Here is a 16604-nt window from a genome sequence, read left to right as displayed (position 1 = left end):
TTCTACTGTGGGAGTCACCTATTTGCGAAAATCTTAACTCAAAATATAGTTTTGGCGGTCCCTAAGGACCGCCAAAACTTGGGGGTGTCATGAAAAAAGATTATTCGCTGGCTTCTTCCGGCAGAGCGTAAGCGTCGACGTCGGCGGGCAACTCGACCGGTTCGCGCGTCTCTTCTTCCTCTTCCAGAGCCTGCAAGCCAGAGATGGCATCGGCAGCGCGAGACCCCAACAGACCACGCATTTCGTCGAGGTAGGCGGCCACAGATTCGCGCTGACGTTCCAGCTTTTCGACCGTGCGCTGCGCGGCGGCGCGCTCGGCTTGGGCTTCGGCGCGAGCCGCTTCACGCAACTGCTGCGCTTCGACTTCCGCAGCCGAGATGGTCGCTTCGGCAGTGCGGCGGGCGTCCTCTTGACGGCGACGCACCACAGCATCGGTATCGGTCAGCAGGCGCTCGGCACGCTGCAAAGTCTCACCGAGGTGCTTCTCAGCGTCAGCAACCTGAGCCTTCGCGGTGGCGACCATCGCGGAGGTCTCGGCACGAGCCTGTTCGTGGGCTTGTGCGTCAGCTTCACGAGCGGCGGCACGAGCGGAGGCAATCTCAGTTTCGGTGTCTTGACGAGCCTGTTCGGACTCGGCGCGCAGACGCTCAGCTTCGGCACGAGCGTTAGAGATAATCTTGTCGGCTTCGGCGCGGGTTTCCGCGAGCAGCTTTTCAGCCATCTGCTGAGCCTGTTCGCGCACCTGGGTGGCTTCGGCAGTAGCAGTCTCGCGCAGCTCTTGAATCTCCGTCGCGGCTTCGTTGCGCAGGGCGGTGGTTTCCTGTTCAGCCTTTACCCGAGCCTCGACATAATCCTTTTCGGCTTGGGCGCGCTGCAGTTCGGTTTCGCGGTCAGCCGTGGCTCGCAGGTCGTTGACCTGGGTGTTCACCTCGGCACGCAAGGAGGCGGCTTCACGTTCCGCCGCGGCGACCAGTTCATCAGCGCGGTGCTGGGCGTTGGTGAGCACGGTTTCCGCTTCGGTTTCTGCCTGGGTGGTACGCTCCTCGGCTTCACGGCGGGCCTCAGCCAGCATCGAAGCCGCTTCGGCTTCGGCGCGCTGGGTCAGGCGCTGCGTGTTAGAGCGGGTCTTTTCCAACAGGGATTCCGCGTCAGCATTCGCCTTATTGATGACGGTAGTGGACTGTTCCTCAGCCGACCGCAGCAGTTGTTCGATGCGCTCACCCAGACCGGTATAGCTGGACTTGTCGCTTTCCTTTAGACGACGCTGAGCTTCACCCAAATCCCCAGCCAGGGTGGCGTTACGCGCGTCGAGGGTTTCGACCTCACGGCGAGCCTCAGCCAAAGCCGTCATTAAAGTTTGAATCTGCAGGTCAACCTGAACGCGGTCGTATCCGCGCATCACGATTGGAAAATCTGTCTGCTCTTCGGTCACTTGTGAGTCCTCCTAAAGACGTCAACCAACGGGCAAATTAACCTGCCCCGCCAAACTTAGTATAACGATACCCTAAGTCTATAACGAAACAACCCCTGATTAACCATTTACACGAACCTTTATGACATGGCTAAGTCGCTGTGCGTCGCCATTCTCGGTAAAGTTAAATGGTAGCCGGTTTCAAATTTTTCGAGGAGACTCATGTCATCGAATCGCACTGCCCGTTATCTCAGCATTGCCCTGCTGTTTCTCTCGCTTTTGGTGGCTTTCGCCGGGATTTCTCGCCTGACTTTCCTGCGCCCCAGCGCGAATGTGGCGTTTCAGAGTGAACCGACTCGGACAGCAGTCGTCCTGACGGGGAAAAATTTGCTGGAATCTACGGGAGATAAAGTCACGATTCGTGCCACCGGTCCCGCAAAACAAGAAGTCTTTTTAGGAATCGCCCTGACTGCCGACGCCCAGGCTTTCGCCAAGTCAGTCGACCACTTAGAACTCACCGATTTCAAAGCCGATAACCAACTGGCTTCCCGAAGCATTAAAGCGAAAAAAACTGATTCTGCTCCTGGCGAACAAACTTTGCCCGACGGCTTTCAACAATTAGCTACCCCCGCACAAAGCGACACCGCAGACCTAACATCCTTAGACATTTGGAAACAAAGCGCTCACGGCACCGGGAAAGCCTCCCTGACCTGGCAGCTCAGCGATAACCGCTGGAGCGCGGTGGCTTTTGTAGTGAATCCTCCTGACAAACCGGACAAAGCCGACAAATCTGACAAATCTAGCAAAGCTGCCCACACCCCCAAAGCGGCAGGACCGCAGCTGGAGCTGAAGTGGAAACTGAAGCACGAACCCTCCAGTTTCTGGGGAATTCTGCTGGTCATTGTGGGAATTATCGGCGCGGGAGCCATCGGAACTTTCCTGACTCTGCTGGTGCTGTCCGAACGACGTTCGCGCGCCAAACGCTTAGATACTTTGGAAAAGGATCAGGCACGCCAGATTGCCAGTCAGGTCACTTCCGCGGTCACCGGCGACGCCCCCACAGATACCGGCGTGATTCCGGCAGTCCATCCCACCCGGCGTTCCCTGCGGATGGCGGAAGAGGCCGAAAATCGAACTCGGCGTGCCAAAAAAACGCGGCGTCGCGCGGAAAAAGAGGAACCGAAAGACGCCGAGACGGAGGACACTCATGAAGAATAAACTGACCGCCCTGCTGACCGCGGGGGCAACCGCGCTCGCCCTGACCGCTTGTTCCTACACCCCCACCCTGGTGACCTCCCCGAAAGCCGGCAATGAGCCGCCCGCCTTGGACCAGCAGCGCATCACGAAAATCACCACGGAGGCAAACGCCGCCGCCACCGCCGCAGACGGCGCAAAAGACCAACAGCAGCTCACCAGCCGCTTCGTCAACCCGGCTCTGCGGATGCGCAACGGGGAATACATGATGACCAATGCGACCCGCGGCGCGAACCTGGGGTCACTCCCCCTGGCGAATCCCCAGGTCGCAGTGGTGCAGCAGGATTCAGACTGGCCGCGTTACGCCTTTACAGTTTCGCCCTCAGCGGAGGGACAGCCCCTGTACGTGTTCGGTCTGGTCCAATCCTCACCGCGCACTAACTACGCCGTGTGGGGCTACACAAAGCTGTTTCCCAAAGCGAGTTTCCCCGCGACATTCAAGCCTGAAGTCGGCTCGCCACGCCCCGCGGCGAAATCCAAAGATTTTGCGATGGCGCCCGGAACCTTGGCGCGGACTTACGCCGGCTACCTGAACGACCCCAACAGCACCAAAGACGCTTTTGACACCGAAAATGATTCTTTCGCGGCAACTTTCGCCAAACGACGCGCTGACTATGCCACTATCTCTCAGCAAAACCGCGGTTTGGAATTCAGCATGACCGCCCGACCTGCCACCGACGGATTCATCTCGCTGGGCACCACGGACGGCGGAGCCCTGGTCATGGCGACTCTCAACTACGACTTGACTATGAAATCCCCACGGAAACTCCAGCTTTCTGCCCTGGCTCAGGCCTATACCGGAAAAACGACCGCTGCTTCGACCCTAACTGAGACGCACACGGTGGTGGCGCTGTTTAACCTGCCAAACAAAGCCAGCCAGAACCAGAAAGTTACGGTTTTGGGCGCCTCCGATGCCGTCACGGCGATGACCGCGGACTAGGGCGTCGCGCTAGCCTTTCAGGGTAGGTTCCCAAGCAGCCTTCACCAGGGCGTTCGTTCACAAGGGCGGTGCCGCGGGCGGGTGGGTTGGGGACGGTTTACATGCACTGGGGATAGAGCGCCATCAAACGACGCGAGACGGCGCCAGGATTTTCAATCGGCACCAGGTGTGAAGTCTCGTGGACTTCCACGACTTCCGTGCGGGCAGCCTGTGCCGTCGCGGCGGCGCACTCCGGGGAAATGACCGGGTCTTCCTCGCCGCGCATGACCAAGACCGGCTTGTCAAAACTCTCCAACAGCGCAATCCGATCCGGACGAGCCGCCATCGCCCGCTGTGCCCAAGAAATTCCCTCGTTAGAGGCTTCCTCAGACCACTGCACTGCCTGGGAGACGACTTCGGGACGCGACCGGCGAGTCGAAGCGGTGAACTGAGATTCAATCTGGGGGGTCAGCAGGCTCGCGCGGTCCCCTGCCAGCATGGTGATGAGGTTTTCAAAACGATCGGCTTTTTCACTGACTGTATCCGCGTCTGCCCGCGTACCAATCAGACCCAGACCAGCCACCACGTCAGGGTGGCGCTCCAAAATCGCCAAAGCCACACAGCCCCCCAGCGAATTGCCCACCGGAATGATGCGCTCGATGCCGAACTTGCCCAAGTTTGCCACGATTTCATCCGCAAATACATCCAGCGAGGGGGTGTCCATCATCGGAGGAGTTTGACCAAATCCGGGCGCATCCACCATCAGCAGCGGCACCCCACCCAAACGATCCGCGGTCGGCAGCCACATCTGGTGATCCATCGGGAAAGCGTGCAGCAGCACCACCGTCGGACCAATCGGTCCGGGGATAATGTCGCGGGCAATCATGTTCAGCATGGTTTTATCTTAAAGGATTTCCTCTGATACCGGGTAAACCCGAACGGTTTTGCCCCATCTGCCGACTCCGCCAACAGCGACTCACCGGCACTCACCGGAGTCGCTCCCGCTGGCGACAGACAGGACACGGGGTCACATATTACTTTGAAACAACGCAAAAATGCGATAATCGGAACATGAGTGAACCTTTTGCAGTACGCGGACGCATCGTCACGCCGTCTTCCATAATTGTTGATGGAGCCGTCATCGTCGACGGGGAATCTATAGTGTGGATGGGAGAAGCGCCCCAGGCGCAAGCAGCAGGTTACGGTGCTGAGGTGGTGGCAGCGCCTTCCCCAACAGACGGACGCTACATTTTGCCCGGACTGGTCGATACGCACTGCCACGGAGGTGGCGGCAGCGCCTTTCCTACTGCCACCACGGTCGAAGCCATGATGACTGCCGTGTGGGAACATCGGGTTCACGGCACCACCACCCTGGTTGGTTCACTCTCTACGGCCTCCCCGGAAGACCTGCGTCGCCAGGGACAGATGCTGGCAGACCTGTGTGACGCCGGGGAACTGGACGGAATCCACTTTGAAGGTCCGTTCCTCGCCTCGGGACGGCTGGGCGTGACCGGGATGTTGCCCGGAGACTCCCCCGCCGATGCCATTCCGGGGGAAGGGCTCACCGCCCAAGAACGCGAGGACCGGGCTCGTGCCGTCCTCGGTTCGCAAGATTTCGCGCAAGTCCAGCCACCAAACCCCGCGCTGACCCGTGAGCTGATGATTACCACCCGCGGGCACACGGTGTCGATGACGCTGGCACCCGAAGGCAAACGCGCCATCGGTTCCGGCTCGGTGGCAGAAGTTTTAATCGAAAATGGGGCGGTCCCCGCTTTTGGACACACGGTCGCCTCGGCTGAGTTTATCCGCGGGGCTGCGGCGTGGACCCGAGAAAAGCTGGGGCTGACTCCCGCGGAAAAACTGCGCTGTCCTCGATACATAGTCACGCACTTCTTTAATGGGATGCAGCCTTTCCATCATCGCCATCCCGGTCCGGTGTTGGAGCTGCTGGCAGATGCCGCCGGAGGGGGCTGCATTCTGGAGCTGATTGCGGACGGGCAACACGTCGATCCCAGCGCCGTACGCAATGTGTTTGAGCTGGTCGGACGCGATTCGGTGGTGTTTGTCAGCAACGCTACCGCCGACACCGGCATGCCCTTTAGCGAACCAGACTCCGCCGAGGGCGAGCCCAACCTGCACTTGGTAGACATCGTGCGCCGGGCGTGGAAAGGCGCGGGAATCCCGCTGACCGACGCGGTGTACTGCGCTTCTGTACAGGGAGCCCGCATTTTGGGACAGACCAACATCGGTGAAATTACCCCTGGTAAACGCGCGGATTTGCTGGTCACGGACGAGAACCTCTATCCGCTGGCAGTGTATCGTCGCGGCGCTCTGGTGGCTTCCGTACCCAAGAATTAATCGGATCTGCAGTGCCCAGTCAGCGAAAATCCAAACGTCACGGTCAGCCCTATCGTCCCTTGGACATGCAGCGTCTCGCCAGTGTACCCCGAGTCGTGACGCGCGCCGGGCGGGAATACCACGTTCAGCGTCTCAGTGGCAGTGCCGGTCAGAAGTCATACGTCTGCCCCGGTTGTGGGCACCCGGTCGACGCCACTAGTCCGCACATTGTGGCGTGGCCGCTGACCGCTCCTTTTGGGGTGGACACGGGTGTGGGGGCGCGCCGCCACTGGCACACTTACTGTTGGGGCTCCGGCACCACCGGGGGATATTGAAGCCCCCGTGGCGCCGACACTCCGGTCAGGCTCGTGCAATCACGTCGTCCTTTGGCACAAGTGGGGGGGCGTCACAAATTGCGGTAATCTTTCGGGGGTCGGCAGCGTCAGAGGCAGGTTCCCCAAGGTTTAAAACAGCCGATTCTCGGCATCAAAATCCAAGCCGCGCATGTCATCGTAATCCAGCAAGACGCAGCGAATTCCCCGGTCTGTAGCCAGCGTACGCGCCTGAGGTTTAATCTCTTGGGCAGCAAAAATCCCGGTAATTCCCTCCAGGTCAGCCTGTCGCCCCAGCAAATCCAGGTAGCGAGTCAACTGTTCCACCCCATCAATTTCGCCGCGGCGTTTCACCTCTACCGCCACCGGACGCCCTTGTGCATCACGAACCAGCAGGTCAACCGGACCAATAGGAGTCGGCCATTCCCGGCGCACCAAAGTCCAGCCCTCGCCCAACCGCACCGCGACCTGTTCTGCCAGCAGCTTTTGCAGATGCGCCTCGACCCCGTCCTTTTCCAGCCCCGGATCGACCCCCAAATCGCAGACGATGTCTTGATAAACCGTCGAGATATTAATCAGCAGGGCGTCCCCGGATTTGGCTTGCACCCGCCACGTCTGGGAACCTTGTGGGGAATCGGGGTCTTCCAGCTCAATGTGCAGCTGACAGGGTGGACTCATCCAATTCAGGGGCTTGTAGGAACCGCCGTCGCTGTGAATCAACACAGAACCGTCGGCTTTGACCATCAACAGGCGTTTCGCCGCTGCCAAATGCGCGTCCAAACGCCCCGAGTAATTGACTTCACAATCCGCTATGACCAGGCGCATACAGCAAGCCTAACCGAAGCGCGCGAACCAGGAAACTCAGTAAACCATCTGGGTGCGCGGCGGAGCAGATTCTTTCCAGCTAACCAAGCCGGAATAATCATGTTCATTCATCGCCAGCCAAAAATCGTCCGGCTCGGAAAATCCCTGACGCGGCGCGCGGCAATGCAAAATAGCCAGGGCAAAGTCTGACCCCGGCTCTGTATCTATCGCTGCTTCTAAAATCTCAAAATCCGCGCGTTCCCAACGGCGATTTGAGCCCCAACGCAGGGAAATAACCCGATACCACTTCAGGAAATCCTCGGAATAATGGCACACCCCAGCCCGCCACGGATCACCGGTATGAGCCCGCCACGCCACATTAAAAGAGCCATTATTTTGAGCTTTAAAACGCAAGCGCGCCAGGAAATAAATCGCCAGCGCGCATATCAGGAACAGCATCAGGAGCAGTCCAGTCAGCATAAAACTGGTCGACATACCCATGAGCTCCTCCTCACATTAAGTGCCAAAACATCCAAACCTAATCAGGTCAATTTGCAAATGGCGGGCGTCTCGAAAGACGAACCCGCCACTGCCATCTCCGAGAAATCCCCGTAGAAAGCGAATAGCCTTATGGGACATCATATCCCAATCAGACTCATTCGTGTAAGTTGCACATTATCCTGCCACTGCAGGGGTCAATTCCGCAGAGCTGTCAGCCAAATTGCGTTCCAGCACCACGGTGACGGTGTCATTATCCACCGAGGCAAACCCAGCTTCGACCGGGAATTCATGCGAACCCGCTTTTCCGGTCGAGCCCGGTGCGTCCACGCGTACCTGACCTGCCCGCAGCACGACCAACAGCGGCTGGTGACCTGGCAAAACCCCCAGGTCACCGTCTGCGGCAGGCATGATGACCTGGGACGCTTCTCCCTGATACAGGGTGCGCGAGCGGTCTACCACCGCCACTTTCAGCGTGTCTGCCATGGTTTATCACATATCCTTTTGCAGTTTCGCCCAGGCCGCTTCGAGATCCTCGATGCCACCAATGTTAAAGAACGCCTGTTCCGGAATATGGTCATACTTGCCTTCGCAAATCCGCTTGAACGCCTCGATGGTCTCGCTCATCGGCACGGTCGAGCCGGGCACGCCGGTGAACTTTTCTGCCATGTAGGTGTTCTGGGACAGGAACTGCTCGATGCGACGTGCGCGCGCCACAGTGACCTTGTCCTCTTCGGAGAGCTCGTCCACACCGAGGATAGCGATAATGTCTTGCAGTTCCTTGTTCTTTTGCAGAATCTGTTTGACCTGGGTCGCGACCTCGTAGTGTTCCTTGCCGACATAGCGCGGATCAAGGATACGCGAGGTCGACGCCAGCGGGTCCACCGCCGGGTACAGACCACGCGACGCGATGTCACGAGACAGGTTCGTGGTCGCGTCCAGGTGCGCGAACGTGGTCGCCGGGGCCGGGTCGGTGTAGTCGTCAGCCGGCACGTAGATGGCCTGCAGCGAGGTAATCGAGTGACCGCCCGCGGAGGTAATGCGCTCTTGGAGCTGACCCATTTCGTCTGCCAGGTTCGGCTGGTAGCCCACGGCGGAAGGCATCCGACCCAGCAGAGTAGATACCTCGGAACCGGCCTGGGTGAAACGGAAAATGTTGTCGATAAACAGCAGCACGTCCTGGTTTTGCACGTCACGGAAGTACTCCGCCATCGTCAAGCCAGACAGTGCCACGCGCAGACGCGTCCCCGGCGGCTCGTCCATCTGACCGAACACCATCGCGGTCTTGTCCAAGACGCCCGCGTCTGCCATCTCGTGAATCAAGTCGTTACCCTCACGAGTACGCTCGCCCACGCCGGCGAACACGGACACACCGCCGTGATCCTGAGCCACACGCTGAATCATCTCTTGAATCAACACGGTCTTGCCCACGCCAGCGCCACCGAACAGACCAATCTTGCCACCCTGCACGTATGGGGTCAGCAGGTCGATTACCTTAATGCCGGTCTCGAACATTTGAGTCTTGGACTCCAACTTGTCGAAAGCCGGAGGGGTGCGGTGGATGGACCAGCGATCCTTGACCTCCAGGGTTTCGCCTTCTTTCAGGTTCAAGCATTCGCCAATCACGTTAAAGACGTGCCCCTTGGTGATGTCGCCCACCGGCACCGAAATCGGAGCGCCGGTATCCACGACCTTGGCTCCACGCACCAAACCGTCAGTAGGCTTCAGGGCGATGGAGCGGACGATGTTATCGCCCAAGTGCTGAGCCACCTCCATCGTCATGGTCTGGGTCTGTCCAGCTTCGGTGCTGCCCATGCCCGTGTACTCCACAGTCAAAGCGTTGTACATCTCAGGCAGTTGATCCGGGGGGAACTCCACGTCCACGACCGGGCCAATAACCCGGGAGATACGACCGGTTCCTGGGGTTTTCTCACTCATTTTCGTTTCCTCTAATCGGCGTTTGGTAATCGGTTATTTCTTAGAATCTTGGAGCGCATCAGCACCGGACACAATTTCCGTAATCTCGGTGGTGATGTCGGCCTGACGGGCCTTGTTCATGTCCAAAGTCAAGGTGTTAATCAGGTTGGATGCGTTATCGGTCGCGGCGTGCATAGCGTTTTGACGGCTGGCAAGCTCAGCAGCAGCAGCGTGCAGCAAGGCGGTACGAATCCGCGATTCTACATACAGCGGCATGACCGTCTCGAGGACTTCCTCGGCGCTGGGCTCAAAGTCATACAGGGGCATGACGGATTTGTCGGTCCCCTCGCCCAACCCCATGCCATCAATCTGGATAGCTTCGTCGGGGTCGATGACCTTAATCGGCAGCATCTTGCGCACCTGAGGCACTTGGGAAACCATCGAACGGAACTTGGTGTACACCATGTACAGCTCGGACACGCCACCCGCCTCGGGCGACTTGAGGAACGCCGCCAGAAGCGTCTTGGCGATTTCCATCGTCCGTTCCTCCGTCGGCTTGTCCGAGTCCCCGGTCCATGCCCGGCGCACTTCCATGCCACGGAAGTTGAAGTAGGACAAGCCGCGGCGACCCGAGACATAGATCACCGGGTCTTTGCCTTCCTCACGCAAACGCTCCAACAGGCGCTCCGTCTCCCGCAGGATAGACGCGGAATAAGCCCCTGCCATGCCACGGTCGGAAGTGACCGCTAGAACTGCCACCCGATTGGTGTCGGTGCGTTCGGTAATCAGCGGATGATCGAGTTTGGCGTGGGCAGACACCGCCGCGACTGCTGCTGCGATAGCCGAGTCATAAGTGGTAATTGATTCCGCCCCGGCACGAGCCTTGCCGACACGGGAGGCGGCAATCATCTCCATAGCCCGGAAAATCTTTTGCAGAGTCTCAGTAGACCTGATTCTCTGCTTGAGAGCCCTTTGCGAACCTGACACTTTGCCCTTCCCTTACGTTCTGTTCGGTTACTTCGTTGCTAATCTAGTTGCTCCCGTAGGAACATCCCTATTAGCGCTTGGCAACTATCTGTTCCTCGGATTGCTCTGCCTCAGCATCGCCTGCAGCGGCATCCAAGTCCGCCTGGGGAACCAGGTCGTAAGACTTGCGGAAATCCTTGACGGCAGTTTCCAAACGCGCCACCAGTTCATCCGGCCACGCACCCTTTTCCCGAATTTCAGCCAGGATGGTGCCTTCGTTACGCAGGTAATCCAACCAGTCCTTTTCGAACTGAAGCACCTTGTCGGTAGCGATGTCGTCCAGGTAACCGTTGGTGCCCGCCCAGATAGAGCAGACCTGTTCCTCGACGGGATAAGGCGTGTACTGGGGCTGCTTGAGCAGCTCCATCAGCCGCTCACCGCGGGTCAGCTGCTTGCGAGTCGTGGCGTCCAAGTCAGAAGCCAGCATGGCGAAAGCCGCCATCGAACGGTACTGCGCCAAGGTCAGCTTCAAGGTACCAGCGACCTTTTTCATAGCCTTAATCTGGGCGTCGCCACCCACACGGGACACCGAGATACCTACGTCCACCGCTGGACGCTGGTTCGCGTTGAACAGGTCGGACTGGAGGAAAATCTGACCGTCGGTGATGGAAATCACGTTGGTCGGAATGTAAGCGGACACGTCGTTCGCCTTCGTTTCGATAATCGGCAGACCGGTCATCGAACCGCCACCCAACTCGTCGGACAGCTTCGCACAGCGTTCCAGCAAACGAGAGTGCAAGTAGAACACGTCACCGGGGTAAGCCTCGCGCCCCGGCGGACGGCGCAGCAACAGCGACACCGCACGGTAGGCCTCAGCTTGCTTGGACAGGTCATCAAACACAATCAACACGTGCTTGCCCTGGTACATCCAATGCTGACCGATAGCCGAACCGGTGTAGGGAGCCAGGTACTTGAAACCTGCCGCATCCGAAGCGGGAGATGCCACGATGGTGGTGTACTCCATCGCCCCAGCGTCTTCCAGCGCGCCCTTGACAGAAGCAATCGTGGAGCCTTTTTGACCGACCGCCACGTAGATGCAACGCACCTGCTTGTTGGGGTCGCCCGACTTCCAGTTATCGCGCTGGTTCAAAATCGTGTCGATGGCGATGGCGGTCTTGCCGGTCTGGCGGTCGCCAATAATCAACTCACGCTGCCCACGCCCAATCGGAATCATGGAGTCGATGGCTTTCAGACCGGTCTGGAGCGGCTCAAACACGGAACGGCGCATCATCACGCCGGGAGCCTGCAATTCCAGCGCACGGCGCTCACCCAAGTCCTTGATTTCACCCAGACCATCAATCGGGTTGCCCAGCGGGTCAACCACGCGACCCAGGTAACCATCACCCACCGGCACGGAGAGCACGTCACCCGTACGGTAGACTTCTTGACCTTCCTCAATCCCCGTGAAATCACCCAGGACGATAGCGCCAATCTCGCGTTCGTCCAGGTTCATTGCCAGACCCAGGGTGCCGTCTTGGAAGCGCAGCAGCTCGTTGGCCATAGTGCCGGGCAAGCCCTCGATGTGGGCAATGCCGTCAGCAGTTTCGGTCACGTAGCCGATTTCCTCCGCAGTTGCGGCAGATGGTTCATACGCATCCACAAACTTGTCCAGGGCGTTCTTAATGTCCTGGGGACTTATTGATAGCTCAGCCATCAGCATTCCTTCTGTTGTCGTTCCATAGGGACTTGCCCTATCGGTCATATTTTCGTTTCGTTCTAGCTTGCCAGCTTGCGCCGGAACTGCTCGGCGCGAGACTTGACCGCGCCATCCATCACCGTGTCACCCTGCACAATCTTGATGCCACCCACCAGCTTCGGGTCTACCACTACGTTGACCTCGACCTGTTCGCCGGTACGAGTGGACAGCAACTGAATGAGCCGGGACTTTTGGGTGTCGCTCAACGGCGTAGCGGTGTAAACCGTCGCTATCCCCCGCTGCCGCAACCGCGCTGCCGAATCCAGCAAAGCCCGCAGGTCAGCAGTGAGCCGACCGGGAGCCGCTTTGGCAATCACCGCGTTTACCAGGCGTAATGCCAGAGGCTTGACCCCCTCACCGACCAGAGAGTTGAAAGTCTCCAGACGCTGATCCAGGGAAGCGCGATGATTGTCAGTCAAGAAGTTACGCAAATCACGGTTCTGGGATACCACCTGGCTCATCGCAAAGATGTCGCGTTCGACATCTTCAAGCTGACCATCATCCTGGGCAGTTTTCAGCAACACGTGGTTTGCCAGCAACCGGCAGGCCTCTTGCAAGTCAAGCTCGCTGGACCAGCGTCCAGCAGCGAGTGCCAGCACTCCTTCCAGAGCCGGGTCCGAAAGTTTCGAACCCAAGATGGTGCGAGCCAGTTCTTGCTTGTCAGCAGCGGTACGCGCCGGGTCAGACAGGTTACGTGCCAGGCGGATATTGTTTTCCAGCAGTTCAGACAGGGCAAAGTATTCCTCGGCGACCGCGGGACCAGTCTTGGTCGTGGCTTTTCCCAAGGTCTTATCGACAGCCATGACCATAGCGGCCAAGGTCCTTACCGACGAGGCTCTCATTGACTTCCCTTACTTTCTCTATCTTTAAGCCACCGGCTGAGCTTCGAGTTCGTCGAGGAAACGATCCACGACGCGAGAGCTCAGGGCTTCATCCTTCAGCTGTTCGCCCACAATCTTTTCCGCGAGCTGGGTAGCCAAATCGCCCACATCCTGACGCAGGGAGGCTTCCGCTGCCGCCCGCTCAGCAGCAATCTGGCGCTGAGCTTGCTCGATGATGCGCTTGGCTTCTTGATCAGCACGTTCCGTAGCACGGGACACGATGTCCTCCGCTTGCGCATTGGCTTTGTTGCGAATCTGGGCGGCTTCTTCCTTTGCGTCACGCAGTTCGGATTCAATCCGCTGCGCCGCAGCTGCCGAGTCCGCCTGTGCCTTTGCCGTAGCGTCCAAACCCTCTTGGAGCTTGTCAGCGCGTTCCTGCACCAGCCCGTCGTACTTCGGCAGAGCGACCTTCACAACCACCACCAAGATGACCAGGAAGATAATTGCCGACCAAACGATGTCGTAAGTCTCTGGCAGCATAGGGTTCGGGGTATCGCCCGCCTTAGCTACTAGTGATACCAAAGTGCCTAACATACGTGCTCCTTACCGGAACAGGAAGCCCGTTACCAAACCAATCAAAGCCAAGGCTTCGACGAAGGCGATACCGATGAACATGTTAGTGGTGAGCTTTCCGGACAGTTCCGGCTGGCGGGCAATAGCGTCCTGAGTGTGACCAATCAGAATGCCCAAGCCAATGCCAGGTCCAATGGCGGCCAGACCATAGCCGATGGTTGCGAGAACAAGTGCACTTCCAGTCATGTTTTCTTTCCTTATTTGTTGTTATTCTCATGCCGGTTGGCGTGAGAAGCCTATTGTTTTTCTAATGTGCGTGTACGGAGAGGTTCACATACACCGCGGTCAGAATCGCGAAAATGTACGCCTGTAGGAAAGCCACCAGGATTTCAAACAGGGTAAACGCGAAAGCTGCCGCAAAAGTCAGAATCCCTATCGGGGATAGCGCCGAGAGATGCGCAAAGAGGAAATAGTTCGTGGCGCTCAGAGTCAAAGCTAGCAAGAAGTGACCGGCAATCATGTTTGCCAACAAACGGACGAACAGAGTAAACGGGCGAATGATAAAGGTGGAAATCGCCTCAATTGGGGTCAGCAGGAGATACAGCGGCCACGGCACGCCCGGCGGGAATAGCGAGGACTTAAAGAAATGACCCACACCGGTCTCGCGAATTCCGGCATAAATGAAAACAAACCAGGCAAACACTGCCAACAGCAGCGGAAAGCCCGGTTTTGCGGAACCCGCCAGGTTAAAGCCAGGAATAATACCCGAAATGTTCATGAACAGCACCGAGAAGAATACGGTCGTGATAATCGGGGTGTATTTACGCCCGATTTCCTTACCGATGACTTCCTCAGCAATGCTCTCTTGGCAGAATTTAAAGCCAAACTCCAGCATGTACTGGGCACGTCCCGGAATGAGCTTGGCTCGCGTGGCATACAGCACCAGGCACAACACCAGCAGCAGGGTCATGATGAGACGAATCATCATGACGCGGTCAATAGTAAAAGGCGTTCCGGCGAAAGCAACTACCGGGGGGAACAAGTCCATAATGGTGGGGGCATGGAACGAGTCATCTGTAGTGGGAACCAAATTCGGCACCAATGCCGACATGAGCGTCAACTGCACTCCCATTGTTCTCCTTTGAGTCCTAATTCACGAGTTCGCCTAATAACGTTACCACGAAAATCAGCCGTGATTAACCCACCTCTTAACAAGATGTGGCGAAAAACACACTTTTGTTCTATCGAGATGGGTTTTCCTCGACCGTTTCAGATTGTGACGAGGTCACGACCGAGTCCAACAGGGGCACCCGCGCTTTGGTCAGCGCCACCGGGAAGACGATGGCTTGCACCAAAATCATTGCTAGCAGGGTGAAAAAGATGGTTTCAGCATCCAGCCCCGGCAATTTCCGCGCCACCCCCACAGCCACCAAAATGACAACTACTTTTAAGACGAAATCTCCGCCCATGCCTGCCATCATCAAGTCGGGATGATTCAGCGTAAACAGGTGTGTGGCAAACGTCACCGCCACCAGACCCGCGCCTACGACGGCACATAAACCAATGGAACGCAGCCCCGCCGCCCCCACCAGCCGCGCGGCTAAGCCCGCCGCGACCAGCAACACTGCCACCACCGCTAGGGAAATCGCAAGCAATGAAAACTTCACTGCCCGGCGCGTTCCCGCCCCCACCGAAGCCGCGTGAAAAGCGTCCGTTGGTACTGACAAAGGAGTCGTTTCGTTCACGACTTTACGCTATCAGAAAGGGCGGAGTCATGGTACAGGGCGTGTTCCGGACCGTGGGGCTGACGATATTTCGGGTTGAACCAGCGGTGTACGCCTTCGCGCCAAGCGGGCAGAATCTCAATTGTCGCCACCATCGACAGCAAGGACGCCACCAACATGACCACCAACACGTAGCGCATCCGGAGCAGAGTCAGAGACGCTGCCCCCAGGGAAAACACTGCCGTCCACAGATACATGACCAGCACGGCGCGCACTCGCGAGCGCCCGGCGTGGGAGAGGCGATGGTGCAGGTGACCAGCATCGGCTTGGAAGGGCGACTGGTGATGATACAGCCGCCGTATCACTGCGGTGACCATATCAATTATCGGGATTGCCAACACTGCCAGGGGCAAAACTATGGGCAGGAAGGACGGAAAAGCCTGGCGGAAATAAACTACTGCCGGGTCAATCTGACCGGTGACAATGATGGCAGAAGCCACGGTCAGTAAGCCCAGCAGCATCGCGCCGGTATCGCCCATAAATATGGAGGCGGGGGAAAAGTTGTGCGCCAAAAATCCCAGGCAGATTCCTGCCAGCGCCGCTGCCACCGTCGAAGCCAAAGAGGCATACGACGCAGCACCGAGCGTGCGCGTCAAAGTATAGGAATAGATGAACAAGCCGGTGGCGCTAATTGCCATCATGCCGGAGGCTAAGCCGTCCAAGCCATCTACGAAGTTCACTGCGTTGATTGCAGCCACCACTACCAGCACTGTGACCAGCAGAGACAATCGGGACGAACCAATCGTCAAGCCAAAAATCGGGAAAGACGTCAGCTGGATGCCCAACCAGGACATCAATCCTGCCACCAGGATTTGCCCTGCCAGCTTCGTGTACCAATCCAAATCCCAGATGTCGTCGATGACACCCAAAATCACAATCAGGACGACTCCCACTGCCAAACCTTTGATGTTATGAAAGCTAGCTGCGTCTGCCAAGAATGGAGTATGCGAAGCGATAGCTAACGCCGTGAGGAAACCCGCGCCCATGGCTACACCGCCCAGACGCGGGGTGGGAAATTCGTGGACGTCACGTTCCCGCACCGGCGCTAAAGTCCCGGTAGCCAGGGCAAACTGGCGTACCAGCGGAACCGTCAGGTACGTCACCGCGACCGCAACCAGGAATATCAACAGGTAAAACTTCATACGGGCTTTAGTTTAGCGGGTTAGTGGCGCGGGATTCGTGTTTGTTTTAAATAAAAGGTGGGATATGGGCTGCAGCTGCCATTATTGGCA

General features: G+C 57.9%; 18 protein-coding genes. 4 read left to right on the top strand and 14 right to left on the bottom strand.

The annotated features are described in order from the left end of the window. Nucleotides 1–100 precede the first annotated feature (100 nt). A complete protein-coding gene (locus HMPREF0573_RS05465) occupies nt 101–1432 on the bottom strand; it encodes a DivIVA domain-containing protein (RefSeq protein WP_004007325.1) in 1332 nt (443 codons plus the stop codon). A 201-nt stretch (nt 1433–1633) separates the two neighbouring features. Here HMPREF0573_RS05465 and HMPREF0573_RS05460 point away from each other — a divergent pair, with 201 nt between their 5' ends. Next, entirely contained in the window at nt 1634–2629 is a 996-nt protein-coding gene (locus HMPREF0573_RS05460) for a hypothetical protein (protein ID WP_013189135.1), read from the top strand. Further along, the gene (locus HMPREF0573_RS05455) at nt 2619–3605 is read left to right on the top strand and encodes a hypothetical protein (protein WP_013189134.1); all 987 of its coding nucleotides are present in this window, start codon (nt 2619–2621) and stop codon (nt 3603–3605) included. Before HMPREF0573_RS05460 ends, HMPREF0573_RS05455 begins: the two co-directional genes overlap by 11 nt. A 97-nt stretch (nt 3606–3702) precedes the next feature. Here HMPREF0573_RS05455 and HMPREF0573_RS05450 read toward each other — a convergent pair whose 3' ends face one another. Further along, nucleotides 3703–4479: an alpha/beta fold hydrolase gene (locus HMPREF0573_RS05450; RefSeq protein ID WP_004011101.1), complete on the bottom strand. Its 777-nt coding sequence runs from the start codon at nt 4477–4479 to the stop codon at nt 3703–3705. 176 nt (nt 4480–4655) lie between these two features. Between HMPREF0573_RS05450 and HMPREF0573_RS05445 the strand changes: the two genes are divergently transcribed. Together HMPREF0573_RS05445 and HMPREF0573_RS09535 are read left to right on the top strand one after the other, a co-directional pair. Next, the gene (locus tag HMPREF0573_RS05445; RefSeq protein ID WP_004011102.1) at nt 4656–5942 is read left to right on the top strand and encodes an N-acetylglucosamine-6-phosphate deacetylase; all 1287 of its coding nucleotides are present in this window, start codon (nt 4656–4658) and stop codon (nt 5940–5942) included. Between the two features lie 11 nt (nt 5943–5953). Further along, nucleotides 5954–6256, top strand: coding sequence for a hypothetical protein (locus HMPREF0573_RS09535; RefSeq protein ID WP_004011103.1), 303 nt, complete (start codon nt 5954–5956; stop codon nt 6254–6256). Between the two features lie 129 nt (nt 6257–6385). Here HMPREF0573_RS09535 and nucS read toward each other — a convergent pair whose 3' ends face one another. The 12 genes from nucS to HMPREF0573_RS05385 form a co-directional block, all read right to left on the bottom strand. Next, nucleotides 6386–7078: an endonuclease NucS gene (nucS, locus tag HMPREF0573_RS05440; RefSeq protein WP_013189133.1), complete on the bottom strand. Its 693-nt coding sequence runs from the start codon at nt 7076–7078 to the stop codon at nt 6386–6388. 36 nt (nt 7079–7114) lie between these two features. Next, nucleotides 7115–7552, bottom strand: a complete 438-nt coding sequence (locus HMPREF0573_RS05435; protein WP_236589683.1) for a DUF2550 domain-containing protein — start codon at nt 7550–7552, stop codon at nt 7115–7117. Nucleotides 7553–7732: 180 nt separating this feature from the next. Next, nucleotides 7733–8041, bottom strand: a complete 309-nt coding sequence (locus tag HMPREF0573_RS05430; protein ID WP_013189132.1) for a F0F1 ATP synthase subunit epsilon — start codon at nt 8039–8041, stop codon at nt 7733–7735. Nucleotides 8042–8047: 6 nt separating this feature from the next. Beyond that, the gene (atpD, locus tag HMPREF0573_RS05425) at nt 8048–9493 is read right to left on the bottom strand and encodes a F0F1 ATP synthase subunit beta (RefSeq protein ID WP_004007334.1); all 1446 of its coding nucleotides are present in this window, start codon (nt 9491–9493) and stop codon (nt 8048–8050) included. Nucleotides 9494–9526: 33 nt separating this feature from the next. After that, nucleotides 9527–10459: a F0F1 ATP synthase subunit gamma gene (locus HMPREF0573_RS05420; RefSeq protein ID WP_004007335.1), complete on the bottom strand. Its 933-nt coding sequence runs from the start codon at nt 10457–10459 to the stop codon at nt 9527–9529. A gap of 70 nt (nt 10460–10529) precedes the next feature. Then, a complete protein-coding gene (gene atpA, locus HMPREF0573_RS05415; protein ID WP_036324882.1) occupies nt 10530–12152 on the bottom strand; it encodes a F0F1 ATP synthase subunit alpha in 1623 nt (540 codons plus the stop codon). Nucleotides 12153–12214: 62 nt separating this feature from the next. Then, nucleotides 12215–13003, bottom strand: coding sequence for a F0F1 ATP synthase subunit delta (locus HMPREF0573_RS05410; RefSeq protein ID WP_013189131.1), 789 nt, complete (start codon nt 13001–13003; stop codon nt 12215–12217). A 57-nt stretch (nt 13004–13060) separates the two neighbouring features. Further along, nucleotides 13061–13609, bottom strand: a complete 549-nt coding sequence (locus HMPREF0573_RS05405) for a F0F1 ATP synthase subunit B (protein WP_004007338.1) — start codon at nt 13607–13609, stop codon at nt 13061–13063. 9 nt (nt 13610–13618) lie between these two features. Next, complete coding sequence (gene atpE, locus HMPREF0573_RS05400) at nt 13619–13834, bottom strand: ATP synthase F0 subunit C (protein WP_004007339.1); 216 nt, start codon at nt 13832–13834, stop codon at nt 13619–13621. A gap of 61 nt (nt 13835–13895) precedes the next feature. After that, nucleotides 13896–14720, bottom strand: coding sequence for a F0F1 ATP synthase subunit A (gene atpB, locus HMPREF0573_RS05395; RefSeq protein WP_004007340.1), 825 nt, complete (start codon nt 14718–14720; stop codon nt 13896–13898). Between the two features lie 109 nt (nt 14721–14829). Further along, nucleotides 14830–15333, bottom strand: a complete 504-nt coding sequence (locus tag HMPREF0573_RS05390; protein ID WP_004007341.1) for a Cg1360 family ATP-synthase-associated protein — start codon at nt 15331–15333, stop codon at nt 14830–14832. Next, nucleotides 15330–16514, bottom strand: a complete 1185-nt coding sequence (locus tag HMPREF0573_RS05385; protein ID WP_004007342.1) for an MraY family glycosyltransferase — start codon at nt 16512–16514, stop codon at nt 15330–15332. Before HMPREF0573_RS05385 ends, HMPREF0573_RS05390 begins: the two co-directional genes overlap by 4 nt. Nucleotides 16515–16604: the final 90 nt, after the last annotated feature.

Source organism: Mobiluncus curtisii ATCC 43063 (genome assembly GCF_000196535.1).
Classification (GTDB): Bacteria; Actinomycetota; Actinomycetes; order Actinomycetales; family Actinomycetaceae; genus Mobiluncus; species Mobiluncus curtisii.
The sequence above is the reverse complement of the archived record's forward strand: the minus strand, read 5'-3'. Positions and strand labels throughout refer to the sequence as shown.